Here is a 14,556-nt window from a genome sequence, read left to right as displayed (position 1 = left end):
GGGCCCATAGAGGCCGGGCGGGGTGGCGGCGAGCGGTTTTTCGCTGTCGTTGTCGTTGCAGGCCGTCCAATTGACGGTTTCTATAGCATAAACACACTGCACCCAAGCCGAAGGCCCGATATAATGCGGCCCTTTGCCGTCGTTTCGTCAATTTGACGCAAGCATTTGCCTTAAGGCCGCCGTTTCCGTGGAAGAACCTATGAAAAGCGCAGAAATCCGTGAAGCCTTCCTTCGCTTCTTCGAAGAGCAGGGACACACCCGAGTTGCCTCCAGCTCCTTGATTCCGGGCAACGACCCGACCCTGCTGTTCACCAACGCGGGGATGAACCAGTTCAAGGACTGCTTCCTTGGCCAGGAAAAGCGCGCCTACACCCGCGCCACCAGCAGCCAGAAGTGCGTGCGCGCTGGCGGCAAGAACAGCGACCTGGAAAACGTCGGCTACACCGCCCGTCACCACACCTTCTTCGAAATGCTGGGCAACTTCAGCTTCGGTGACTACTTCAAGCGTGACGCCATCACCTACGCCTGGACCTTCCTGACCAAGGTGCTGAACCTGCCGGAAGAGAAGCTCTGGGTCACCGTCTATGCCAGCGACGACGAGGCATACGACATCTGGACCAAAGAGATCGGCGTGCCGGCCGAGCGCATGGTGCGCATTGGTGACAACAAGGGCGCGCCATACGCCTCCGATAACTTCTGGACCATGGGCGATACCGGCCCGTGCGGCCCGTGCACCGAGATTTTCTACGATCACGGTGCCGACATCTGGGGCGGCCCACCCGGCTCGCCGGAAGAAGATGGCGATCGCTACATCGAGATCTGGAACAACGTCTTCATGCAGTTCAACCGCACCGCCGATGGCGTGCTGCACCCGCTGCCAGCGCCGTCGGTGGATACCGGCATGGGCCTGGAGCGTATCAGTGCGGTCATGCAGCACGTGCACTCGAACTACGAGATCGACCTGTTCCGCAACCTGCTCAGCGCTTCGGCCGCCGCCATTGGTTGCGCCAACCAGGAGCAGTCGTCGCTCAAGGTGGTGTCCGACCACATCCGTTCCTGCAGCTTCCTGATTGCCGACGGCGTGCTGCCGTCCAACGAAGGCCGTGGCTACGTGCTGCGCCGCATCATCCGTCGCGCCTGCCGCCACGGTAACAAGCTGGGCGCCACCGGCAGCTTCTTCTACAAGATCGTTGCCGCCCTGGTGGCCGAGATGGGCGAAGCCTTCCCTGAGCTCACGCAGCAGCAGGCCAACATCGAGCGCGTGCTCAAGGCTGAAGAAGAGCAGTTCGCCAAGACCCTGGAGCAGGGCCTGAAGATCCTCGAGCAGGACCTGGCCGAGCTCAAGGGTACCGTGGTACCGGGCGACGTGGTGTTCAAACTGTACGACACCTACGGTTTCCCGATGGACCTGACCGCCGACATCGCCCGCGAGCGCGAGTTGACCATCGACGAAGCAGGCTTCGAGCGCGAGATGGAAGCCCAGCGTGAGCGCGCCCGTTCCGCCAGCGCCTTCGGCCTGGACTACAACACCCTGGTCAAGGTCGATGTAGCCACCGAGTTCACCGGCTACAGCGCCACCGAAGGCAGCGCCAGCATCGTTGCTCTTTATAAGGACGGTAAAGTCGTCGAACAGTTGGGCGAAGGCGAGGAGGGCGTGGTCATCCTCGACCGCACGCCGTTCTACGCCGAATCCGGCGGCCAGGTCGGTGACACCGGCTACCTGCAGGCCGGCAATGTGCGCTTTGACGTGCGCGACACCACCAAGACCGGCGGCGCCTTCCTGCACCACGGTGTGGTGGCCAGCGGCACCCTGGTCGTCGGTACTCAGGTGCAGACCCGCGTCGATGCCGACGTCCAGCACGCCACCTCGCTGAACCACTCCGCCACCCACCTGCTGCACGCGGCGCTGCGCCAGGTGCTGGGCGATCACGTACAACAGAAGGGCTCGCTGGTCGATAGCCAGCGCCTGCGCTTCGACTTCAGTCACTTCGAGGCGGTCAAGCCAGAGCAGCTCAAGGCCCTGGAAGACATCGTCAACCGCGAAGTGCGCAAGAACTCCGAGGTGCAAACCGAAGAGACCGATATCGAAACCGCCAAGCAGAAGGGCGCCATGGCGCTGTTCGGCGAGAAGTACGGCGACAGCGTGCGAGTGCTGAGCATGGGCGGCGATTTCTCCGTCGAACTGTGCGGCGGTATCCACGCCAAGCGTACCGGTGATATCGGCCTGCTCAAGATCATCAGCGAAGGTGGCGTGGCCTCCGGCGTACGCCGGATCGAAGCGGTCACCGGCGCTGCCGCACTGGCGTACCTGAACGCTGCCGAAGAGCAGCTCAAGGAAGCCGCGCAACTGGTCAAGGGCAGTCGCGACAACCTGATCGACAAGCTCTCGGCCGTGCTCGAGCGCAACCGCCAGCTGGAAAAACAGCTGGAGCAACTGCAGGCCAAGGCCGCCAGCGCTGCTGGCGACGACCTGTCCAACACAGCCGTCGAGGTCAAGGGCGTCAAGGTCCTGGCCGCGCGTCTCGATGGCCAGGACGGCAAGGCGCTGCTGGCGCTGGTCGATCAGCTGAAGAACAAACTCGGCCGCGCAGTGATCCTGCTCGGCAGTGTCCATGAGGAAAAGGTCGTACTGGTTGCCGGTGTGACCAAGGACCTGACTGGCCAACTCAAAGCCGGTGATTTGATGAAACAAGCCGCTGCCGCGGTGGGTGGCAAGGGCGGTGGTCGTCCGGACATGGCGCAAGGCGGTGGCGTAGACACCGCAGCGCTGGACAACGCGCTGGCCCTGACCGTGCCATTCGTGGAACAGGGCGTTTAAGGCGTACATCGGCCCGCCGTCTAGTGGCGGGCCATGGCGTCGTTAGAATGTTTATTGGGTGCCCTTCATGGGCTGAGGCGGCTTTGAAATGGCGTTGATCGTACAGAAATTTGGCGGTACCTCGGTCGGCACAGTCGAGCGAATCGAGCAGGTTGCCGACAAGGTCAAGAAGTTCCGCGAAGCCGGCGATGACCTGGTGGTTGTACTGTCGGCAATGAGCGGTGAAACCAATCGCCTGATCGACCTGGCCAAGAAGATCAGCGATCAGCCGGTTCCGCGTGAACTGGATGTGATCGTCTCCACCGGCGAGCAGGTGACCATCGCCTTGCTGGCCATGGCCCTGATCAAGCGCGGTATTCCGGCGGTGTCCTACACCGGTAACCAGGTGCGGATCCTCACCGACAGCGCGCACAACAAGGCGCGCATCCTGCAGATCGACGATCAGAAAATCCGTGGCGACCTCAAGGCCGGCCGCGTGGTGGTGGTCGCAGGTTTCCAGGGTGTCGACGAGCACGGCAACATCACCACCCTTGGTCGGGGTGGCTCCGATACCACTGGCGTGGCCCTGGCGGCAGCGCTGAAGGCTGACGAGTGCCAGATCTACACCGATGTCGATGGTGTCTACACCACCGACCCGCGCGTGGTGGCCCAGGCCCAGCGCCTGGACAAGATCACCTTTGAAGAGATGCTGGAAATGGCCAGCCTCGGTTCCAAGGTGTTGCAGATCCGCGCTGTCGAGTTCGCCGGCAAGTACAACGTCCCGCTGCGCGTGCTGCACAGCTTCCAGGAGGGTCCGGGTACCCTCATTACCATTGATGAAGAGGAATCCATGGAACAGCCGATCATTTCCGGCATCGCCTTCAATCGCGATGAAGCCAAGCTGACCATTCGTGGCGTACCGGATACCCCGGGCGTTGCTTTCAAGATCCTCGGCCCTATCAGTGCCGCGAACATCGAAGTCGACATGATCGTGCAGAACGTTTCGCACGATAACACCACCGACTTCACCTTCACCGTGCACCGCAACGACTACGACAAGGCCCACAAGGTCCTGGACAAGACTGCCGCGGAGCTCAACGCCCGCGAAGTGGTGGGTGACACCAACATCGCCAAGGTCTCGATCGTCGGCGTCGGCATGCGTTCCCACGCCGGTGTGGCCAGCCGCATGTTCGAAGCGCTGGCCAAGGAGAGCATCAACATCCAGATGATCTCCACTTCCGAGATCAAGGTCTCGGTGGTTATCGAAGAGAAGTACCTGGAGCTGGCGGTGCGCGCCCTGCACACCGCCTTCGAGCTGGACGCCCCTGCCCGACAGGGTGAGTAAGGCGACTGCCTCAGGGGGCGCGGCTTGGCCGCGCCCTTCGTTTTTCTGGCTGGTGTGAGAAATCTGTGCTTTTGCTCGCGCTAGTCAATACTTAGGCGTAGGTCGGCAGCCGTCACGGGTTGTAGGCTGAAGCCCTTTTTTTTGCAGACTGTTATCCCTGAACTGAATTGCGTGAGGAGAAAGCTATGTTGATTCTGACTCGTCGGTGCGCCGAGAGCCTGATCATTGGCGACGGCGAAATCACCGTGACCGTGCTCGGCGTCAAAGGAAACCAAGTGCGGATCGGGGTAAATGCCCCTAAAGAAGTGGCCGTCCACCGTGAGGAAATCTACCTGCGGATCAAGAAAGAGAAGGACGAAGAACCAACCCATTAATTTTTATCGAGTTTTTTTCAAAAAAGAGTTTGCAAACGGGGAAGGGTCTGGTTATTATACGCCCCGTGTTGCGGAGAGGTGGCCGAGTGGCCGAAGGCGCTCCCCTGCTAAGGGAGTATACCTCACAAGGGTATCGGGGGTTCGAATCCCCCCTTCTCCGCCATTATTCATGTAGGACGCTGTAATCTGCCTGAATCGCCTAAGTCGTTGAAATTAAACGAAAAAGTGGTTGGCAAAATGATTTAGCGGCCTATAATGCGCGGTAACAAATGCACTCATAGCTCAGCTGGATAGAGTACTCGGCTACGAACCGAGCGGTCGGAGGTTCGAATCCTCCTGAGTGCACCATACGACGAAGCCATTTTCAGTTTGAAAGTTGCTTCAGCTGCAACCAGAGGTGATCTGGTCCATCAAGCGCCAACCTGCACTCATAGCTCAGCTGGATAGAGTACTCGGCTACGAACCGAGCGGTCGGAGGTTCGAATCCTCCTGAGTGCACCATACATCAAAGCCATTTTCAATTTGAAAGTTGCTTTAGCTGTAACCAGAGGTGATCTGGTCCATCAAGCGCCAACTTGCACTCATAGCTCAGCTGGATAGAGTACTCGGCTACGAACCGAGCGGTCGGAGGTTCGAATCCTCCTGAGTGCACCATACAACAGAAAGCCCGCCTATCAAGGCGGGCTTTTTGCTTTCCGGCGTTCATCTTCCGGTAAGGCGTGATGCATAAACTGTCATCGTTGCCGTGCCTGCCTCGCGCCATTTTTTGCCGACCCCGATGTGTTTTTTTTCGCGTTGCTGCCGTCGCACTGTTGGCTGCACACGTTGTCACAACAATGTCTCGCAAACGATTGTTCTAGCCGCGATTTTTTCAGCACTCAGACAGCTCAAGCGGTGTATGATTGCGCCCGTCAGCCCCGCCGGGGCTTGTGGAATACCACCATGGACTTACCCAGTAGTTACTCAATAGCAAGTTTTGCCAATCAAGAATTGACTGATTGATCCTCCCGGCGTGCTCCACTGCTGGGAGTGGAGTTCGCCTATGACTGAAATCGAAGTAAAAAAGACGCAAGAGAGCCTGCAGGATCGCCTGGCCCAGGTGGTCGAACTGCTGCACCGTCAACGCGTGGTCGAAGACCTGACCCACCGTCAGGAAGGTCATCACCATGACCTGGTAGAAAACCTGGTTCACCGCCAGAACCTGGTCGAGCTGCAGCGCAAGCTCGACGATCTGCACTCCGCTGACGTTGCCCACATCCTCGAAGCCCTGCCGCTGGATGATCGTCTGACCGTCTGGCAACTGGTCAAGGCCGAGCGCGACGGTGACATCCTCCTGGAGGTGTCCGACTCGGTCCGTGAGACCCTGATCGCCGACATGGACGATCACGAGCTGCTCGCCGCCGCCAAGGAAATGGACGCCGACGAACTGGCCGACCTGGCGCCAGAGCTGCCCCGTGACGTTGTCCACGAGCTGATGGAAAGCCTCGATGCCCAGCAGCGCGAACGCGTGCGTTCGGCCCTGAGCTACGACGAGGATCAGGTCGGTGCGCTGATGGACTTCGAGATGGTCACCATCCGCGAAGACGTCAGCCTCGAAGTCGTCTTGCGTTACCTGCGCCGGCTCAAGGAGCTGCCAGGCCACACCGACAAACTCTTCGTGGTCGATTACGACGGCATCCTCAAGGGCGTGCTGCCGATCAAGCGTTTGCTGGTCAACGACCCGGAGAAGAAAGTCGCCGAGGTCATGGCCAGTGACCCGGTGAGTTTCCACCCGGACGAAGACGCCTACGATGCCGCTCAGGCGTTCGAACGTTACGACCTGATCTCCGCGCCGGTGGTCGACAAGAGCGATCGCCTGATTGGCCGTCTGACCATCGACGAGATGGTCGACCTGATTCGTGAAGAGAGCGAAAACGAAGTGCTGAGCATGGCCGGTCTGCGCGAAGAAGAAGACATCTTCGCCTCGGTCTGGCGCTCGCTGCGCAACCGTTGGGCGTGGCTGGCGATCAACCTGATCACCGCCTTCGTCGCCTCGCGAGTGATCGGCCTGTTCGAGGGTTCGATTGAAAAACTGGTGGCACTGGCGGCGTTGATGCCGATCGTTGCCGGTATCGGCGGCAACTCCGGTAACCAGACCATCACCATGATCGTGCGCGCCATGGCCCTGGACCAGGTCAGCCCCGGCAACACTTCGCGGTTGATGCGCAAGGAACTGGCGGTGTCGCTGATCAACGGCCTGATCTGGGGTGGGGTGATCGGGGTGGTCGCCTACCTGCTGTATGACAGCTGGTCGCTCGGCGTGGTGATGACCGGCGCCATGACCCTCAACCTGTTGCTGGCGGCGCTGATGGGGGTGTTGATCCCGATGACCCTGGTGCGCCTGGGGCGCGATCCGGCGATGGGCTCCAGCGTGATGATCACGGCAGTGACCGACAGTGGTGGCTTCTTTATCTTCCTGGGCCTTGCCACCATCTTCCTGCTCTGATTGGCCATCAGGCAAAAAAACACCCCTCGCGAGGGGTGTTTTTTTGCCTGGCGTTTATTGCCCTGGCTGTTTCGCAACTGGCCAGGCGTGTAATCGGCGCGCCACAGGCAAAAAAGCCAATGCGCAAGCATTGGCCTTGGGGGATTGAGCCGCGGAATCAGGAGGCGTCAGCGGCCATCTCGGCGTCATGGGCAATCAACGACACCAGCGCATTCTGCTGGCGATGGGAAAGCTGGCGGAAACGTTGCAACAGTTCGCGTTCGTGCAGGGACAGTTCCGGGCTGTCCAGACGCATGCTCAGTTCTTCACCCAGTGCGCCTTCCTGAATAAGGCTTTGCTCCAGGCGAGCGATGATTTCCGAGTTCATGCTGCGGTGATGGTTGCGCGCTACCTCGGCAATGCGCTCACGCATTCCGTCGGGGAGGCGGACGACGAATTTGTCAGCGGTGCGGCTTGAGTAAATAGCCTGTTTCATTGGGCGCATATAATTGACCGGTTTTAGTTCAGGGGGAAGCGGTTCTCGAAATTGGCCGCACGATGTCACTACGACCATCCCGGCGTCAAAATGTTCAACCTGAATTGTGAATGAGGTGTGAATCATGCCTCATTATCGCCGGTTCCTTGGCGTCAATTCTGTGACAAATATTGAACCGGATAAAGGCGTTTTGCCAGTACCAATTATCAGAAATGAGCACTGGTTTGAAAAGTTTTCATTTTCTCGGTTTCCGGTTATTCAGACCTTCGTCGGCTACAGCATGCAACAAGCGGAAACAGCCACGGAAAGCGTCTAGAATGCGCGTGCTTTCCTACCATTGAGCATAGTGGCTATGCAGCATGACGCAAGCGCGACGCAGCGTACAGCAACCCCGGGCCGACTGGTGTACCTGATGGGACCCTCTGGGGCCGGAAAAGATTCCCTGATTGATGCGGCGCGCAGCGAACTTCAACGCCATAACGTGCACGTTGCCCGGCGCGTGATTACCCGTTCGGCCGAGGCCAAAGGCGAAGATGCGCTGGGTGTATCTGCTGAACAGTTCGAGCGCCTGAGCACCGAGGGCGCTTTTGCCCTGCAGTGGCGGGCCAACGGCCTGGCGTATGGCATACCGGTGCAGATCGATGCCTGGCTGACCGAGGGGCATGCGGTGCTGGTCAATGGTTCGCGCGTGCATTTGCAGCAGGCCCGTGAACGCTACCCGGACCTGTTAGCGGTACTGCTGCGGGTGGATCACCACGTATTGCGCCAGCGCTTGCTGGATCGCGCACGGGAATCTGCGCAAGACATCGAGCTGCGTCTGGCGCGTGCCCAGCAGGTGAGGGTAGAGGACGGCGAGGTACAGGTACTCGACAACTCCACGTCGCTGGCCGTTGCGGTACAGCGTTTGCTCGCGCTGTTGCGCGAACAAGGCGTGCTTGGCGCGAACTGAGCCCTAGAATACCAGCCGTTCGCTGCTGACCCTGGGTGCGTTCTGTACCGGCGCGGGCTGGGTAGCGAACACCGCCAGCTGCGCCTTCATCGATGGCGCCGCCTGCGCAGGCACGGCAATACCGTCAGGTTGCACAATCAGGCCAACCAGGGCGGCCAGAGCCAACGCATTGAGCACAAGCAGGGTGCTGTTCATGGGCATACTCCGCAAAAGTGAGGGCTGACCCCGAGCCACTTTCTATGAAGTAGACAATGCACACTGCATACCAGCCTTTACTATCGTTTTTACCTTTAAAATTCAGTAAGTTGTGTTGATTTTTGGTCAGCTTTTTCGTGCAGACTGCAATGATGGCTGACTGCCTCATTGCAGATTGCACGATCAGGGCATCCGGGCGGATAAAGCCCACAGGCAAAAAGCCCCACGGATGACATGACAAACGCCGGCCTGCTGGTTAACATGCACGCCGTCCTTGCCGCGCGACGCTCGTTGCCGGCTTTGCGTCTCAGTAGCTCAATTGGATAGAGCATCCCCCTCCTAAGGGGAAGGTTGGCAGTTCGAACCTGCCCTGGGACACCATAAATTTGAAAGCCCCACGCAGAGTGATCTGGTGGGGCTTTTTTGTGGCTGTCTGCAGCGTTGGATTCAACTCCAGCCCAACATCAAGCCGTCAGCGTATGGTCAGCCTCCCCAAACCAGGTGCGCACCAGATCGGTACCGCTCGTGCCCGTGTTGGCAAGGACCGCCACATCGGCGAAGTTCGTACCATTGGCTGCGCCATCGACATCCACCTTCACGGTGATGTCGCTGCCGGACTGCGCCAGTTGGACAAAGTCGGACACCTGGCTGGTACCGCTAACGAAGTTGGCACTGAGCAATGCGCAGAGGTCGACTGTGTCACCTTCGGTGAAGTTGTAGTCGAGAATATGGTCGCCGCCTTCATTCACGTTGAAGTAGGCGAACACATCGGCTCCCGCGCCACCGCTGAGAGTGTCCTCCCCGCCACGACCCACAATGATGTCGTTGCCGTCGCCGCCACTGAGTACGTCCGCCGCCATACTCCCCACCAGTGTGCCGCTGGATTCGCCGTGGTAACTGACCTGGGTGCCGGCCTCGCCGCCGTCGGTGGCCTGGAAGTCATTCACCGAGTAGTGCCCCAGCAGATTCACTTCAGCCCGGTGCACACCGTCATCCACCGTCAGCAGGCCGCCGGCGCCAGAGGCGTTGGCGTTGTAGCTGAGTTGGGTGTTGGCGCCGAAGGCGAGATCGCCGAAGGTCAGCATGTCATCGCTTTCCAGACCGAGGATGCCGACCAGCGAGCTCGCCGCTTCGGCCTGTGCGATCACCAGCGTGCCTGCACCTTCGCCGTGGAAGGCGACTGAGGTATGGGCGGTGCCATCGAAGCTCAGGGTTGCGTCGCCGTCGATGGTGGCATCGCCATTGCCGGTCACGTCGGCCAGCAGGTGCAAGTCGCCACCATTGGCCCACAGGTGGCCGGAGTTGTCGACCGCACTGGCCACCGTCATGCCGCCTGTACCCGTAGATTCCAGCACTCCGCTGTTGGTGATGGTGTGGGTGCCGGTGTCGAGCACCAGACTGTTCAGCCCGCTGGCCAGGATCAGCCCCGCATTGACCAGCACCATCTGCCCTGCGCCCAACTGGCCGGCACCGGAAATGCGGTTGTCGGCATTGGTCAGCACGGTGTCGGCGCTGCCACCGAAAATCACGTTCTGCGCGCTGTCGGATAGCTGCACCTGACCGCCACCGGTCAAGGTTGCGCCACGAAACAGAATCTCAAGGTGGGTCGCACTGCCGGCGGAGCCGAGCTCGATCGTGCCGGTGTTATGGATGTTGCCACCGAACGGCATGATCGCGCCGTCGGCAATGCTGAGGGTACCGGCGTTGTTGGTGAGCGGGTCCACATCGAACTGGAAGTTCGCTTCGCTCAAGTCCGCCGCATCGACACCTTTCAGGGTGACCGTCTGGCCGGAGCCGATGTTGACCAGCGCATCGCCGTTTGCGTCGTTAGCGATACTCAAGTCAGCATAACCAGTGACACCGGTGAAGCCGATCAAGTCGATCTTGTCCGCCGCCGCATCGAAGCTATGGATGACGTTATTGCCGATCGGCTGGGCGAACACGAACAGGTCGGCGCTGCTGGAACCGGTGAGGTTGTCGTCCGCTGACAAGGCGAAGATTGGCGAGCCGGGGGCGTAGGCCTCGACGTTGTCACGAATGACTTCGCTTTCCACCGTGCCATCGGCATTGGTCCAGGTCATGGTGACTGGCAAAACCCTGGCGCCCACGAAATCCGCCGCTGTTGTGACCGTCAGTGTGTCCAGGCTGCTCTGGTCCACCGTCCAGGTGCCGTTGCCATTGTCGGTGCCCTGGTTCAGGGTCCAGCCTGCGGGAAGACCGGAAATGCTCACCGTGGTGACATCTGCGTGAGTCACCGCATCGGTCAGGCCCAGGTTAATCGGGCTGCCGGCAACACCGGCTGGACCGAGGATACTGTCATGGACAACGATGTCTGAGGCTGTGATGTTAGCGACCCCGGCCAACGTCGTAACGTTGTTCAGCGTTGCCACTTGTACCCGACTCGCCGTATTGCTCCAGTCTGTGTCAAACCAGATTTCGCCCTTGCCGGTCGTCGAGTTGAATACGATCACGTAGGTGTTGGTGGCACCGCCGCCAGTGCCGGTTGTGATCTGTGACGTCGTCTGCGAATTCGAGTCGATCAGATCAATCTTGTTGTCGTCATTGTTGTTGATGTTGCTGATGCTGTTGCGAGTTTGAAAGTCGGCGGAGAGCAGCGCTGTACCGGCCGAACTCCCTGCGGTTGTGAAGCCGACACCACCCGTCACGGCACCATCCAGGAAGCCAATCTTGTCGATGTTGTCCGTGTAGTCGGTGATCGTGTCCGTGCCACCGTTGGTGCGCAACCGGAATTGGTCAGCCCCGCCATTACCGGTCAGCGTATCGTTGCCCGCCTGGCCGTTGATGGTGTCGGCCCCGCTGCCGCCGCTGATGTTATCGACGCCGGATGAGCCATTGATATTGAAGGCTTCGGTCTGGTTGCCCAGGTTGAGCGTCAGCCCTGAAACCGTCAGCGTCACGTTTTCGATATTGGCGATCTGGGCGTTGCTGGTGCTGGTGAAGTTCGCGCTGACGTTGAGCGTATCGGTATTGGTTCCGCCGTCGAGCAGCGTGTCGTTCTGCGTACCGTTGATGATGTCGTTGCCACCCGCCGCGCTGATGCTGTCTGCACCTGTGCCGCCGGTGATGGTGTCGACACCCGAAGAACCGGTAATGGTGAAGCCTTCGGTCTGGTTGGAGAGGTTCAGGGTCGCTGCCGTTCCGATCAATACATTCTCGATACCGGTAATTTGCCCGTCGCTTGTGCTCGTGAAGTTGGGACCCGTACCCAGGGTGTCGGTGCCAGTACCGCCATCCAGCAGTGTGTCGTTGTCAGTGCCAAAGATCGTGTCATTCCCGCTGCCCGTGACGATTTGATCGGCACCCGAAGTACCAAAGATGGTGAAGCTTTCGGTTTGAGCGTTCAGGATCAGTACTCCTGACGCTGCGGTGAGTTGTATGTTTTCAATGTTCGCGATCTGGCTGTCGCTCGTATTGATGAAGACACTACCGACATTGAGGGTATCGGTTCCGGTGCCGCCGTCGAGCAGGCGGTCATTCGCCGCGCCAACGATCACGTCGTTGCCCGCGCCGCCAAAAATCCAGTCAGCACCGGCACCGCCGGACAGATTGTCCGTGCCACCGAAGCCGTAGATCGCCGTATCGGAACTGCCCGCCTGGAAGTTGTTGCCCGCGCTCGTGCCGAGATAGAGTTCCACCACGCTCGCCGCAACACTGCCATCTTTCACCTGCAAGGTGCCCGACACCACGGAGCCTTGCTCCACGGGGGACAGATTCGTGCTGGCGCCGCTGGTGATCGAGGGGTTGCCGAATGCTGCGGCAAATGGACTCTGCAGCGACAGCGTCGCATTGTCCGGGTCGGCCGCGACGAAGCTGATCGACGTCTCGGTTATGGCCAAGCCAGAAGTCGTCGGTGCGTCGTTGACTGCCGACACCGTGACGGTCGTTGTTGCGACATTGCTGGCATGGTTGGCCGCCGTCCCATCATCCACCTGGAAGCTAATGGTGCGCGCCGTCGTTGAAGGGTTGTCGCTACTGTTGGAGTAGGTCACCGAGCGCAGCGCGGTCTGATACTGCGCCACCGTAGCGGCTCCGGTCAGTGTCAGCACGCCAGTGCCAGCGTTGTAGCTGCCGGTAATGCCGTTCTGGTTGGTGAACGCGAGTACGTCTTGACCCGTGGCGAAGTTACTGGTGATCGATACTGTCGCGCCCGTCAGGTTGCTACTGTCGATATCGGTGACCGTCAGCGCCGAGTTGATCGTCGTCGCTACCTGGTTTTCTGTGTATGACAGAGACCCACCAGCCGTCATTACCGGCGCGTCGTTGCTGCCGGTGATGTGGACGGTGACCGAGGTGAGGGTGCCATCGGCACTGCTCACCGCGAAGGTGTCGGTGTAAGTGGTGCCGGCGATGAACTCGTTGTGGGCGGAGTCGGCGACATAGCTCCAGGCACCGCCCGTGCTGATGGAGAACTGGCCATAGCTGCCGGCGGTGTTGGACTGGGCGACGAAGGTTGTGGCGCTGTCGACGTCGCTGATGGTCAGACTGCCGTTGGTGGTCAGCGGGGCATCGGTTTCGGTCAGCGTGACGCTGGCCGAGGAGAGCACGGCGGCATCGTTGCTGCCGGTGATGGTCATCGTCACTGCGGTCGCGGTGCCGTCGGCGCTGCTCACCACGAAGGTGTCGGTGTAGGTGGTGCCGGCGACGAACTCGTTGTGGGCGGAGTCGGCGACATAGCTCCAGGCACCGCCCGTGCCGAGGGAGAACTGGCCATAGCTGCCGGCGGTGTTGGACTGGGCGACGAAGGTCGCGGCGCTGTCGACGTCGCTGATGGCCAGGGTGCCGTTGGTGGTCAGTGGGGCATCGGCTTCGGTCAGCGTGACGCTGGCCGAGGACAGCACGGCGGCGTCGTTGCTGCCGAGGATATGCACGGTGACCGACGTGAGGGTGCCGTCGGCACTGCTCACCGCAAAGGTGTCGGTGTAGGTAGTGCCGGCGGCGAACTCGTTGTGGGCGCTATCGGCGACATAGCTCCAGGCACCATTGGTGCCGAGGGAGAACTGGCCGTAACTGCCGGCGGTGTTGGTCTGGGCGACGAAGGTCGCGGCGCTGTCGACGTCGCTGATGGTCAGACTGCCGTTGGTGGTCAGCGGGGCATCGGTTTCGGTCAGCGTGACGCTGGCCGAGGAGAGCACGGCGGCATCGTTGCTGCCGGTGATGGTCATCGTCACTGCGGTCGCGGTGCCGTCGGCGCTGCTCACCACGAAGGTGTCGGTGTAGGTGGTGCCGGCGACGAACTCGTTGTGGGCGGAGTCGGCGACATAGCTCCAGGCACCATTGGTGCCGAGGGAGAACTGGCCGTAACTGCCGGCGGTGTTGGTCTGGGCGACGAAAGTCGCGGCACTGTCGACGTCGCTAATGGTGAGGGTGCCAGCCGTGGTCAGTGGGGCGTTGGTTTCGGTCAGGTTGGCGATGTCGGCGGACAGCACCGCAGCATCGTTGCTGCCGTTGATGGTCACCGTCACTGCGGTCGCGGTGCCGTCGGCACTGCTCACCGTGAAGGTATCGGTGTAGCTGCTGCCGGCGACGAACTCGTTGTGGGCGGAGTCGGCGACATAGCTCCAGGCACCATTGGTGCCGAGGGAGAACTGGCCGTAACTGCCGGCGGTGTTGGTCTGGGCGACGAAGGTCGCGGCGCTGTCGACGTCGCTGATGGTCAGACTGCCGTTGGTGGTCAGTGGGGCATCGGTTTCGGTCAGCGTGACGCTGGCCGAGGACAGCACGGCGGCGTCGTTGCTGCCGAGGATATGCACGGTGACCGACGTGAGGGTGCCGTCGGCACTGCTCACCGTGAAGGTATCGGTGTAGGTGGTGCCGGCGATAAACTCGTTGTGGGCGGAGTCGGCGACATAGCTCCAGGCACCATCGGTGCCGAGGGAGAACTGGCCGTAACTGCCGGCGGTGTTGGTCTGGGCGAC

9 protein-coding genes and 5 tRNA genes are annotated in these 14,556 nt (G+C 60.5%); 11 read left to right on the top strand and 3 right to left on the bottom strand.

Annotated elements, in window-relative coordinates:
• Positions 1 to 199: 199 nt before the first annotated feature.
• From alaS to mgtE, 8 genes are all read left to right on the top strand, one after another.
• Positions 200 to 2,818 carry an alanine--tRNA ligase gene (gene alaS, locus NLX68_RS06160; RefSeq protein ID WP_254283329.1) on the top strand — a complete coding sequence of 873 codons (2,619 nt, stop codon included), beginning with the start codon at positions 200 to 202 and terminating at the stop codon, positions 2,816 to 2,818.
• Between the two features lie 88 nt (positions 2,819 to 2,906).
• The gene (locus tag NLX68_RS06155; protein ID WP_010226665.1) at positions 2,907 to 4,142 is read left to right on the top strand and encodes an aspartate kinase; all 1,236 of its coding nucleotides are present in this window, start codon (positions 2,907 to 2,909) and stop codon (positions 4,140 to 4,142) included.
• 185 nt (positions 4,143 to 4,327) lie between these two features.
• Positions 4,328 to 4,516: a carbon storage regulator CsrA gene (gene csrA, locus NLX68_RS06150; protein WP_010226667.1), complete on the top strand. Its 189-nt coding sequence runs from the start codon at positions 4,328 to 4,330 to the stop codon at positions 4,514 to 4,516.
• A 72-nt stretch (positions 4,517 to 4,588) separates the two neighbouring features.
• Positions 4,589 to 4,679: transfer RNA gene (locus NLX68_RS06145), tRNA-Ser, on the top strand.
• A gap of 108 nt (positions 4,680 to 4,787) precedes the next feature.
• Positions 4,788 to 4,864: transfer RNA gene (locus tag NLX68_RS06140), tRNA-Arg, on the top strand.
• A gap of 76 nt (positions 4,865 to 4,940) precedes the next feature.
• Positions 4,941 to 5,017: transfer RNA gene (locus NLX68_RS06135), tRNA-Arg, on the top strand.
• A gap of 76 nt (positions 5,018 to 5,093) precedes the next feature.
• Positions 5,094 to 5,170: transfer RNA gene (locus NLX68_RS06130), tRNA-Arg, on the top strand.
• 388 nt (positions 5,171 to 5,558) lie between these two features.
• A complete protein-coding gene (gene mgtE, locus NLX68_RS06125) occupies positions 5,559 to 7,001 on the top strand; it encodes a magnesium transporter (RefSeq protein ID WP_010226669.1) in 1,443 nt (480 codons plus the stop codon).
• Positions 7,002 to 7,158: 157 nt separating this feature from the next.
• Here the strand turns inward: mgtE and NLX68_RS06120 are convergent, their stop codons facing one another.
• Positions 7,159 to 7,485 (bottom strand): Arc family DNA-binding protein, encoded by a 327-nt coding sequence (locus tag NLX68_RS06120; RefSeq protein ID WP_010226671.1) that lies wholly within the window; start codon positions 7,483 to 7,485, stop codon positions 7,159 to 7,161.
• Positions 7,486 to 7,600: 115 nt separating this feature from the next.
• Here NLX68_RS06120 and NLX68_RS06115 point away from each other — a divergent pair, with 115 nt between their 5' ends.
• Both NLX68_RS06115 and phnN read left to right on the top strand, forming a co-directional pair.
• Positions 7,601 to 7,792: a hypothetical protein gene (locus NLX68_RS06115; RefSeq protein ID WP_081492854.1), complete on the top strand. Its 192-nt coding sequence runs from the start codon at positions 7,601 to 7,603 to the stop codon at positions 7,790 to 7,792.
• A 36-nt stretch (positions 7,793 to 7,828) separates the two neighbouring features.
• Positions 7,829 to 8,425 carry a phosphonate metabolism protein/1,5-bisphosphokinase (PRPP-forming) PhnN gene (gene phnN, locus NLX68_RS06110; RefSeq protein ID WP_254283328.1) on the top strand — a complete coding sequence of 199 codons (597 nt, stop codon included), beginning with the start codon at positions 7,829 to 7,831 and terminating at the stop codon, positions 8,423 to 8,425.
• A 3-nt stretch (positions 8,426 to 8,428) separates the two neighbouring features.
• On the opposite strand, the gene NLX68_RS06105 is transcribed toward phnN, so the two are convergent.
• Entirely contained in the window at positions 8,429 to 8,620 is a 192-nt protein-coding gene (locus tag NLX68_RS06105; RefSeq protein WP_010226675.1) for a hypothetical protein, read from the bottom strand.
• 304 nt (positions 8,621 to 8,924) lie between these two features.
• Here NLX68_RS06105 and NLX68_RS06100 point away from each other — a divergent pair.
• Positions 8,925 to 9,001: transfer RNA gene (locus NLX68_RS06100), tRNA-Arg, on the top strand.
• A gap of 83 nt (positions 9,002 to 9,084) precedes the next feature.
• On the opposite strand, the gene NLX68_RS06095 is transcribed toward NLX68_RS06100, so the two are convergent.
• Positions 9,085 to 14,556 (bottom strand): VCBS domain-containing protein (locus NLX68_RS06095; protein WP_254283327.1); only part of this gene is annotated, 5,472 nt, incomplete at its 5' end.

This window comes from Pseudomonas sp. SBB6, assembly GCF_024213215.1.
In the GTDB taxonomy this organism is placed as follows: domain Bacteria; phylum Pseudomonadota; class Gammaproteobacteria; order Pseudomonadales; family Pseudomonadaceae; genus Aquipseudomonas; species Aquipseudomonas donghuensis.
The sequence above is the reverse complement of the archived record's forward strand: the minus strand, read 5'-3'. Positions and strand labels throughout refer to the sequence as shown.

Excerpts from the sequence above, each read along its gene's own strand:
- NLX68_RS06120 (WP_010226671.1), bottom strand. The coding sequence starts at position 7,485 with ATGCGCCCAATGAAACAGGCTATTTACTCAAGCCGCACCGCTGACAAA.
- mgtE (WP_010226669.1), top strand. The coding sequence starts at position 5,559 with ATGACTGAAATCGAAGTAAAAAAGACGCAAGAGAGCCTGCAGGATCGC.
- csrA (WP_010226667.1), top strand. The coding sequence starts at position 4,328 with ATGTTGATTCTGACTCGTCGGTGCGCCGAGAGCCTGATCATTGGCGAC.
- NLX68_RS06105 (WP_010226675.1), bottom strand. The coding sequence starts at position 8,620 with ATGAACAGCACCCTGCTTGTGCTCAATGCGTTGGCTCTGGCCGCCCTG.
- NLX68_RS06155 (WP_010226665.1), top strand. The coding sequence starts at position 2,907 with ATGGCGTTGATCGTACAGAAATTTGGCGGTACCTCGGTCGGCACAGTC.
- alaS (WP_254283329.1), top strand. The coding sequence starts at position 200 with ATGAAAAGCGCAGAAATCCGTGAAGCCTTCCTTCGCTTCTTCGAAGAG.
- phnN (WP_254283328.1), top strand. The coding sequence starts at position 7,829 with ATGCAGCATGACGCAAGCGCGACGCAGCGTACAGCAACCCCGGGCCGA.
- NLX68_RS06115 (WP_081492854.1), top strand. The coding sequence starts at position 7,601 with ATGCCTCATTATCGCCGGTTCCTTGGCGTCAATTCTGTGACAAATATT.